We start from the raw sequence: 8,897 nt of genomic DNA on the forward strand, positions 1-8,897 counted from the left end.
GCTGCGTCGATCGCCCCTTCAGCAGCACCCGCACCGATCAAAGTGTGCACTTCGTCAATGACTAAAATCACGTTACCCGCAGTGCGGATTTCATCCATGATTTTTTTGAGGCGTTCCTCAAATTCGCCCCGGTATTTCGTACCCGCCACCAACAAACCGATATCCAGAGTTACAACCCGCTTTTCTTCCAGGATGTCCGGGATATCGTTGTTAGCGATGCGCTGGGCCAGACCTTCGGCGATCGCAGTTTTGCCAACTCCGGGTTCGCCAATCAGCACCGGATTATTTTTGGTACGGCGGCCGAGGATTTGAATTACCCGTTCGATTTCTTTTTGCCGTCCAACTACCGGATCGAGCTTGCCATCGACAGCCATTTGAGTTAAGTTAGCGCCGAACTCGTCGAGGGTTGGAGTTTTGGTGCGCGCGCCGCCGCCCGTCGCTGCGACTTCTGCGGTTTCGCCCAACATCCGAATCACTTGGGTGCGGACTTTCGACAAGTCTACTCCCAGATTTTCCAGGACTCTGGCCGCCACTCCTTCACCTTCGCGGATCAGACCCAGCAGCAGGTGTTCGGTGCCGATGTAGTTGTGTCCGAGTTGGCGGGCTTCTTCGAGGGACAGTTCCAGAACCCGCTTCGCCCGTGGGGTAAACGGAATTTCTACTGCTACGAAGCCCGAACCCCGGCCGATAATTTTCTCAACTTCAATCCGAGCGTCTTTGAGGTTGACACCCATTGACTTGAGGACTTTAGCTGCTACCCCGGTTCCTTCACCGATCAGACCCAGGAGGATCTGTTCTGTGCCTACGAAGTTGTGACCCAGGCGGCGAGCTTCTTCCTGGGCCAACATGATTACTTTTATTGCTTTTTCTGTGAAGCGTTCAAACATGATTTATTCCCATCACCTGCTGCTATGTGCCCGTTTCGAGGTCACGCTCGCACAACGAGCGTTTTTAGTCGAGTGTTAACTCGTACTGCTTATTCTAGCGCGACTCTCCCAACTGCTCGGCCGCATTCGGCTGCGGTTGCATATTCCAGGCTCATCTTGCAGGGTGGCTTTCAACTGGGAAGGCCCAGATGGTGGCTGACCTACAACCTCCCCTAGACTGCAAGAAGATTGCTCTCCTCGGCCCGCGCCCAACCTACGACTGACTATGTATTGAGGATTCTAGCACAATCTTTTTTGGTCTCGCGCAGGTACAAAAGTGATAATTATCGATGTGTAGGGCTTTTTCTTCACAAAACTTATTTCTTAGATGTGCGATCGATCTCAAGCAGGGAGCAAAGATTTGTCCGGGACGCACCGGGCCAGAAACCGAGTTTTGTTGCAAAAATATTTTGTCGCAGCCCACAGATTTCGATCGAAAACCCGGTTTCTTTGGAGCGCTGTTGGGTACGAGCGCAAGCATTACCCAACAGCGCTTCAATAGCTGCAAGCTGCGCTAACGGCAGCAAACAAATAGAAGGTGTTTGAGATCGAAACCGCCGCCGCCGTTATCGTTTCCGCTGTAAAGTGCTGATATAACCTGCAACCTACTCCACTGAAGCCCAACCCTTAATTATAGCATAAAATTATTTTGCAACAGGTCTATTAAGCTGTCGCGCAAATAAACATTGCATATTCCAGGGCGGGACACCCCACTCATTGTTTTATTTTTTTTAACATAGAAATAAAATACCGCAACAGCTTAGTTATTAGCTCTTAGTTATTAGCTCTTAGTTACCAGAAATTTCAACCAAATTAAGTATTGCTTCTAGCTTTTTCAAAGCAACTTCCAAATCATCGTTAATCACTTGAAAATCAAATTCCCCCGCAGCTTCAATCTCCTCTTGTGCCCTCAGCAATCGACGGGCGATCGCACTTTCGGAATCTTGATCCCGACTCCGCAAGCGCCGTTCCAATTCTTCCCAAGAAGGAGGTAAAATAAAAAGTCGCAAAGCCTCTGGAAACTTATTTCTAATTTGCCTTGCTCCTTCCAGTTCAATTTCCAAGATTACCCATTTTCCCTCACTGATGCCCTGTTTGAGAGCAAAATAGGGAGTACCGTAAAGATTGCCGGCAAACTCGGCCCATTCTGCTAACTCGTCACCCCCAACCATTTGTTCAAAACGGCTGCGGCTGACAAAATAGTAGTGTTTTCCCTCAATTTCTCCCTCGCGCGGTGTACGAGTTGTCACCGATACCGAAAGATATAATTCCCGATGGCGATTGAGGAGCGATCGCACTAAGGTGCCTTTCCCTACACCGCTAGGCCCCGTCAGAACAATTAATTTACCGGATTTCATTTTTAGAATAGAAACTTGTAACAATTTAAGCTTTCGGTTACTTTATACTGTAAGTGCTCAAATTGCAACTGACAAACATCAATCATCCCGACCTTGACTGTCTTTACCGATCGCAAAACGATTAGCCACCGTTTCCGGCTGAATCGCTGACAGGATGACATGACTCGAATCTGTAATAATTACCGCCCTCGTGCGGCGGCCGTAGGTAGCATCAACCAGTTGTCCCCGCTCCCGCGCATCAGTAATTATACGCTTAATTGGTGCCGATTCGGGACTGACAATGGCAATCACTCGGTTAGCCGACACAATATTACCAAAGCCGATATTAATTAATTGAATATCCATGAAAATCTTAATTTATGGGTGAACGAGTAACTATCAATCCTTACTTATTATCATATATACCAAAGTTGTTTTGAGAATAATAAAATTATTCATAACTCAATTTGTGAAATTTTACCTGCTTTTTTTCTATTTTTCGAGTCGCCGTCCGCCAGCCTTTATCAAAACTTTAAAAAACTAGCGCTGTTGACGGCCGATCTTAAAGATTCGGTAAAGTCCGGGATTTTTAGTTGCCAATAAAAGCCTTAGCTGTATCGAAAAAACAGCTCGTAAATATTGCGAAATATAAAGTTAATTCCTGGTCGAGCAAAACTTAAGTATAATCACTGATAAATTACATAAAATATTTGCAAAGGGCAGTTTATACTGACAGTATTAACACTGATGCTGCTTTGATGAGCCTTCAACCTAAGCTAAAACCGGCTGGCGATTTCTGAAGAGGGATAGCTGCGCCTCTAAATTGCATATTGAAATTGTCGAAAGGGTTGTGGGGTGTCGGGTGTAGAGTTGGAGCTTTCGTAGCGTGTAAATTAAATGCCGGTTAGCTGATGAAGTCCTGACTACAAACCTTTGAATTCAGGAAAAAACCGGGATTAATCCAGATACATTCACCCGCATTAATCCCGGTTTTTTATATCGTTTCCGGCTGCATCGGAATAATAAAATCGAGTCATATCAAATCCGGTAATATCGGAATGATTCAGATATATATTCTCGGACTCTGTGTACTCTGTGTTCTAGCGCCGGTTAAATCATTCCGATGCTACCGGAAACGATATCAGCAGTTAACACTCAACCATTCAGTTTTTCGACCGCGAGTCAACAGTCAGTAGGGGCGGTGGATGGTGCGGGCCCGCCCTCTTAACAGTCAACAATCAACAGTCAACAGTCAACAATCACCTGACGGTACAACCGGAATTGATATTCCACAGTCGATTAAGCCGCAACTAAACCGCTGTGTCTCAACAAAGCCTTAGTGCTAGGTTCGCGCCCCCGGAAAGTTTTAAACACTTCCATCGGGTGCAAACTGCCGCCCAATCCTAACACTGTATCTCGGAAACGCTTGCCTGTAGATGCGATCGCACCTTCATCTTCCAAACCAGCCTCCTCAAACGCCGCAAAAGCATCAGCGCTGAGCACTTCCGCCCATTTGTAACTGTAATAGCCCGCCGCATAACCGCCCGCAAAAATGTGTCCGAAAGCGCACAAAAATGCGTCTTCTTTCAGAGGAGGTAAAACAGTCGTAGTTTTAGCGATGCGGTTGCGGACATCGGCCACAGTTTCGCTGCCGCCCGACCGGTAGCGGTGGTGCAATTCGAGATCGACACTGCTAAAATGTACTTGTCTGAGCATGACACTGCCGCTCATGTAGTGGCGCGCTGCTAGCAATTTTTGGTAATAGTGTTCCGGCAAAGTTTCCCCGGTTTGGTAATGCTTTGCCATCCCGAACAAAGTCGCGCGGTGGTAACACCAATTTTCCATAAATTGACTGGGCAATTCCACCGCATCCCACTCAACATTATTGATACCAGAAGCCCCCGGATAGTCTACCGTTGTCAGCATATGCTGCAAACCGTGACCGAATTCGTGAAACAAAGTTTCGACTTCCAAAAAAGTCATTAAACTCGGTTTACCGTCCACCGGAGGACTTTGGTTGCACACCAAATAAGCCACCGGCAACCGCGTGATGGTTTTTCCCGCTTCCACAAATTTAGCGCGCACCACGCAATCGTCCATCCAAGCACCGCCGCGCTTTTCTTCCGGGCGACTGTAGGGGTCTAAATAGAAATTGGCGATCGTATTTCCGGCTTCATCATCTATTTGGAAATAGCGCACATCTTTGTGCCACACCGGAGCTTGACCGTCCGCCGCCGTTACTGTCACGCCAAACAGCCGCTTTACTAATCCAAATAAGCCATCCAATACCTGCGGCAGAGCAAAATAAGGGCGCAATTCTTCAGCACTAAAAGCGAATTTTTCTTCCCGCTGCCGTTCCGACCAAAAACCCATATCCCAGTGCTTCAAATCCCCGGATTCCGGCGCACCTTTGGCCGCCGCAAACGCTTTTAACTCTTCTAAATCTTTGACAGCAGCACTGTAACTAGCTTGGCGCAATTCTTCTAACAAAGCTTCGACTGCTGCAACGTCGGGAGCCATTTTGCTAGCTAAGCTCAATTCGGCATAACTGTTAAAGCCGAGCAAGGCTGCTTTTTCCTGGCGCAGTGCTAAAATGCGATCGGTCAAAGGCCAGTTATTCAACTCTCCGCTGCTGGCTCTCCCGACAAAAGCTTTGTACAACTTTTCGCGCAAATCGCGGCGAGTGCTGTGCTGCATGAAAGGGCCGTAACTCGGAAAGTCTAAAGTAATCCGCCAAGGGCCGTTTTCGGCATCGGCATTTTCTGCGCCCGCACTGCGAGCGGCTTGGGCTGCTAAACTCAACAAACTCGGCGGTAAACCGTCAATTTCCTCTTTGTTTGTGAGGGTGATGCTGAAAGCTTTGGTAGCGTCGAGGACGTGATTGGAAAATTGAGTAGTAATTTCGGCCAATTCTAATTGAATGGCATTAAAACGCTCTTTTTGTTCGCCTTCTAAACCCACGCCGGAGAGTTGTGCGTCTCGGAGAGCGGCTTCGACAATTCGCTGTTGAGCTGACTCTAAGCTGTCCCAATTTTTGTTGGCGCGCAGCGCTTTAAAAGCTTCGTAAAGCGGTTTGCTTTGACTGACTTTGCTCCAAAATTTGATTACTTCCGGCTGCACTTTTTCGTGAGCCTCGCGCAATTCCGGGCTATTTTTCACGCCCATCAAATGTCCGACAATGCTCCAGCTCCAATTTAAGCGCTCTCCAAGCTGTTGTAAGGGTTCTACTAAACCGCTCCAAGTCGGCTCTACAGAGGCTTCTAAGGCAGCTAGCGAGGCTTCTAGCTCGGTCAGCAGTTGGGTAATGGCTGGGACTACGTGCTCTGGGGCGATCGCGTCAAAGGTCGGCAATCCTTTGCCAATTAGTAATGGGTTATCAGGAATAGTTGCGGTTGCAGTCATTTAATTTTATTCTAACAGGTTGAAAACAGATGAACTAGACAGATTACCTTTTAATTTTGTAACACAATTGTCGAATAATTTGGACGACCGCCGGCAGATGGGGATAAGAGGAGAATGCGAACATCTTCCTTCTGACTGATGACTTAGGGAGCATCTGGTATTTTTGCAAAACTGAGATACTCCCTTCACAAAGATGAATTTCAACTTTTGAGAGTGAATGAATAGAATCTTGTCTGCTGATGACTAGCCTTCAGCTTCGCTCTTCGGGTAAAATGACTGCTGACTAATGACGGAAAGCGAGCGGTGACAGCACTACTGACTACTGACTACTGACTACTGACTAATGACCAATGACTAATGACTAATGACTAATGACTAATGACTAATGACTAATGACTTTCTTGCGTGTGCTGCAACTGCTTGACAACCGTGATTAAGCGCTTGAGATGAGGTTTGACAACTTCTTGTTGCTCGTGTTCCAAACGGTGGATTTGAGCTTGGACTGCTGACAAATCGGGAGTCGATTGGTGCGGGGTAGCTTGCAGTTGGCTTTGCTGATTTGCCATGACTTTCTGGATTTCCAAGAATCGAGTATTTACTGCTTCCCAGTCGTCTTGGGTGATAGCAGTTTCTGTCAAGCATTTTGTCGCGGTTTGCAGTTTCTCTATCGCCTCTTCCACGGCTTCGAGATTTGCAGGTTGGCCGACGGATAAATCTTGCAGTTGTTGGCTTACTTGCTCGCGGACATTGAGCACGGCAGATGCTACGATTTCTTGCAAAGAAGCTACCGATTCTCCCAAACTCAGCAACTGCCGCTCAATGTCTAGAGACTCGTCAAAGCCTTCTGTCCTAGGTAATGCAGCCATTTGCTGGCGCAGCGCTGCAATATCTGCTGACAACTGTTTCCGCAATTTCACAATTACTGTCACCGCCGTTTTTTCGACTTTGTTTACCGAGTTTTGGACGCTGGCTAGTTCCGAGTTTTGGTGAACCCGCACTTGTTGCTCGAATCGATATCGGTTAGCAACATTCAGCGACAAAGCCAAAGTGAGGGGCGCTACTCCGTAAAAAGCTTGACCCGACAGTGCTACCGCCAGGGAACCGACTCCAGAGGCCGCCAGAGAGGCGTACTCTGCTAGTTCCAGCCAGTGTCTTTGAGGAAAACTTGGCCTCAAGTGGTTTCTAGCAGAGGGGTTTGGCTTCCGCACGGCTCTTTGGGTCATAGTATTTTCTCGTTGTTGGTAAGGTTGCGAGACTGGGTGGAGCATTGATTTATATCCTTTTTTGAGTTATATGTTTTAGATTATTTCCTGACACTCTTCTATTTTTACCTTATTGAGTAGGTTAAGGATAACTGGCGTATTATTGTGTATTTGGGAGCACTGGGTTCGAGAACCTAGAATTCCGGCTGTTAAACGGTAAAACCCAGCGCGCCCTTTATTTTACAGGACGCGGGTGCGATCGGGTTTGGGCGATCGACCATCGCTACAAAAGCCAGTCGATTTTTAGATTTTAGATTAAGAATGCCACCTCATGAGGGCGATCGGACTTTTGAGCCGTTCTGGAGTTGCATTTTTGTTCCTGCATTGGTACAATCTATTCTCGATCTATTTCCCGGAACCAATTTACAGCAAAAATTGACCGATGAACTCAGAAAAACCAGAAATTGCCGATCGGCTAAAGTCTATTTTCAGTATCGCAATCTTTATCATTCTCGTACTCGCAGTCGGCTTTTTAAGCGTGAATTTTATTTTAGCTATCTATGCAAAATTTGCTTAAAATTAGGACTTACCCACGGGTGCCCAGAAACCGGGTTTTTTGCGAAAATATTTCGTCGCAGCCCGCAAACTCGGCAAAAGAACAGGTTTCTTTAGTCGGAGTGAGTCCCAGACTATTTGAGATTCCCAACTTCTTCAAGAAGTCTCGAATCTTAAGCACGAGATCATTTGTTTGGATTGCATTCTCCTTCTTCCTTCTTCCTTCTTCCTTCGGCTATAATTTCAACTGTAAAGATTGTGGTCTGGGTCTAACCAGACAATATAAAAAACATTTTCACTAAAAAATCCGTGCACCCTACCGTATTCGTTAGCAGATATTTGAAATTGGTAGGGAACATTTACTAGGATATCTTCGTTGGGAATACCAAAGCCATTAGGTTCAGTAGTATTTTTCCAAACTATCCCATGACACCGCAGACTTTTACTTTGATTGTTGATAATTTCTCGAACGTTCAATTGTGACAAATCGCGCAGCCTTCTCAAGAGAGATGCCAGATACTTAGCATCTCTACCGCCAATTGAAAACTTATCTTTATCATCCTGATAATACCTAAAGGAAAAACTAATTCCTTCCGGTATTTTGACATCTAGACGATTGATGCTAGATAAAGATTGCTGGCGGCGTATATCTGCTTTTTTAATTTTCTTCGATGACACGGGTTTTGTAAAATTCTCGCATTAATTCCTTCGTAATAATAGCATGAGAAGGCTCATCTTTTGGCAACCTACCTCTAGCTTTAATCCAAGGATCTTCGCGGCGCACCATCAATTCTAACTCATAGGCATCCAGAAAGAAATACTCGTCGGACAACTCATCTAAAAACTCTTGTACTTCTTCGGGAAATTCGGGTTTTTCGACTTCTTTGAGAATTGGCTTCCAGTCAAATTGTTCTTTGTATTCATAAAATAAAGCCGGGATAGTCGGCCCGTGCACCCAAGCTTCAAAATCTTCATCAAACAGCGGTGTATCCTCAAATGCTAGATACCATGCTTGGGCGTAGTACAAGAGTTTTTGTAGCTTGTGGTTGCTGAGATAGGAGCCGACATCATTGGCGAACCAGATGTAGTAATCAGCGAGTTTGGAGGCTGTTGTGACTGTAGTTATTGTGGTCATATAACTCGACTCAATATATTTTGTATTCTATGATAGCACAGGGCGATTTTAGATTTGGGATTTTGGTAAAAACTCACATCTTGTATCATTTTCAAGAACAGGCAAGATGCCTGTTCCACAAAGAGTGAATTTGTTGTGGGGTGGGCAGGAGAACCCGCCGATAAAAGACTGATTGAGAATGGTGCAATATCTCAGTTATAATCCTTTGATATACTGCTTCAGTACAGATGACAGAGGGTAAAGACTTTCTATTTTTTTAATTTTCAAGAACAGGCAAGATGCCTGTTCCACAAAGAGTGAATTTGTTGTGGGGAGTAGGGGTTGGGCATCCTGCCCGCCC

The 8,897-nt window shown here is 46.0% G+C and carries 9 protein-coding genes; 2 read left to right on the forward strand and 7 right to left on the reverse strand.

Annotated elements, in window-relative coordinates; all coding sequences use genetic code 11:
• Window positions 1–887: Clp protease N-terminal domain-containing protein (locus WBA89_RS07045; RefSeq protein ID WP_424405074.1), on the reverse strand; the 887-nt coding region annotated here is incomplete at its 3' end.
• A gap of 329 nt (window positions 888–1,216) precedes the next feature.
• On the opposite strand from WBA89_RS07045, the gene WBA89_RS07050 reads away from it, so the two are divergent.
• The gene (locus tag WBA89_RS07050; RefSeq protein ID WP_424405076.1) at window positions 1,217–1,444 is read left to right on the forward strand and encodes a hypothetical protein; all 228 of its coding nucleotides are present in this window, start codon (window positions 1,217–1,219) and stop codon (window positions 1,442–1,444) included.
• A 270-nt stretch (window positions 1,445–1,714) separates the two neighbouring features.
• On the opposite strand, the gene gmk is transcribed toward WBA89_RS07050, so the two are convergent.
• The 4 genes from gmk to WBA89_RS07070 all read right to left on the reverse strand — a co-directional run bounded on the left by gmk (window position 1,715) and on the right by WBA89_RS07070 (window position 6,933).
• Window positions 1,715–2,284 carry a guanylate kinase gene (gene gmk / locus WBA89_RS07055; RefSeq protein WP_424405078.1) on the reverse strand — a complete coding sequence of 190 codons (570 nt, stop codon included), beginning with the start codon at window positions 2,282–2,284 and terminating at the stop codon, window positions 1,715–1,717.
• A gap of 78 nt (window positions 2,285–2,362) precedes the next feature.
• Window positions 2,363–2,629, reverse strand: coding sequence for an extracellular matrix/biofilm regulator RemA (remA, locus tag WBA89_RS07060; protein WP_106149020.1), 267 nt, complete (start codon window positions 2,627–2,629; stop codon window positions 2,363–2,365).
• A 933-nt stretch (window positions 2,630–3,562) separates the two neighbouring features.
• Entirely contained in the window at window positions 3,563–5,665 is a 2,103-nt protein-coding gene (locus WBA89_RS07065) for a M3 family metallopeptidase (RefSeq protein ID WP_424405080.1), read from the reverse strand.
• Between the two features lie 389 nt (window positions 5,666–6,054).
• Window positions 6,055–6,933, reverse strand: a complete 879-nt coding sequence (locus tag WBA89_RS07070; RefSeq protein ID WP_424405082.1) for a hypothetical protein — start codon at window positions 6,931–6,933, stop codon at window positions 6,055–6,057.
• Between the two features lie 376 nt (window positions 6,934–7,309).
• On the opposite strand from WBA89_RS07070, the gene WBA89_RS07075 reads away from it, so the two are divergent.
• Window positions 7,310–7,444 (forward strand): hypothetical protein, encoded by a 135-nt coding sequence (locus tag WBA89_RS07075; RefSeq protein ID WP_424405084.1) that lies wholly within the window; start codon window positions 7,310–7,312, stop codon window positions 7,442–7,444.
• Between the two features lie 221 nt (window positions 7,445–7,665).
• On the opposite strand, the gene WBA89_RS07080 is transcribed toward WBA89_RS07075, so the two are convergent.
• Together WBA89_RS07080 and WBA89_RS07085 are read right to left on the reverse strand one after the other, a co-directional pair.
• Window positions 7,666–8,100 (reverse strand): hypothetical protein, encoded by a 435-nt coding sequence (locus tag WBA89_RS07080; RefSeq protein WP_333417232.1) that lies wholly within the window; start codon window positions 8,098–8,100, stop codon window positions 7,666–7,668.
• Window positions 8,081–8,557, reverse strand: coding sequence for a Panacea domain-containing protein (locus tag WBA89_RS07085; RefSeq protein WP_424405086.1), 477 nt, complete (start codon window positions 8,555–8,557; stop codon window positions 8,081–8,083). Before WBA89_RS07085 ends, WBA89_RS07080 begins: the two co-directional genes overlap by 20 nt.
• Between the last annotated feature and the right edge of the window lie 340 nt (window positions 8,558–8,897).

It is taken from the genome of Microcoleus sp. (assembly GCF_049646505.1).
GTDB lineage: Bacteria > Cyanobacteriota > Cyanobacteriia > Cyanobacteriales > Microcoleaceae > Microcoleus.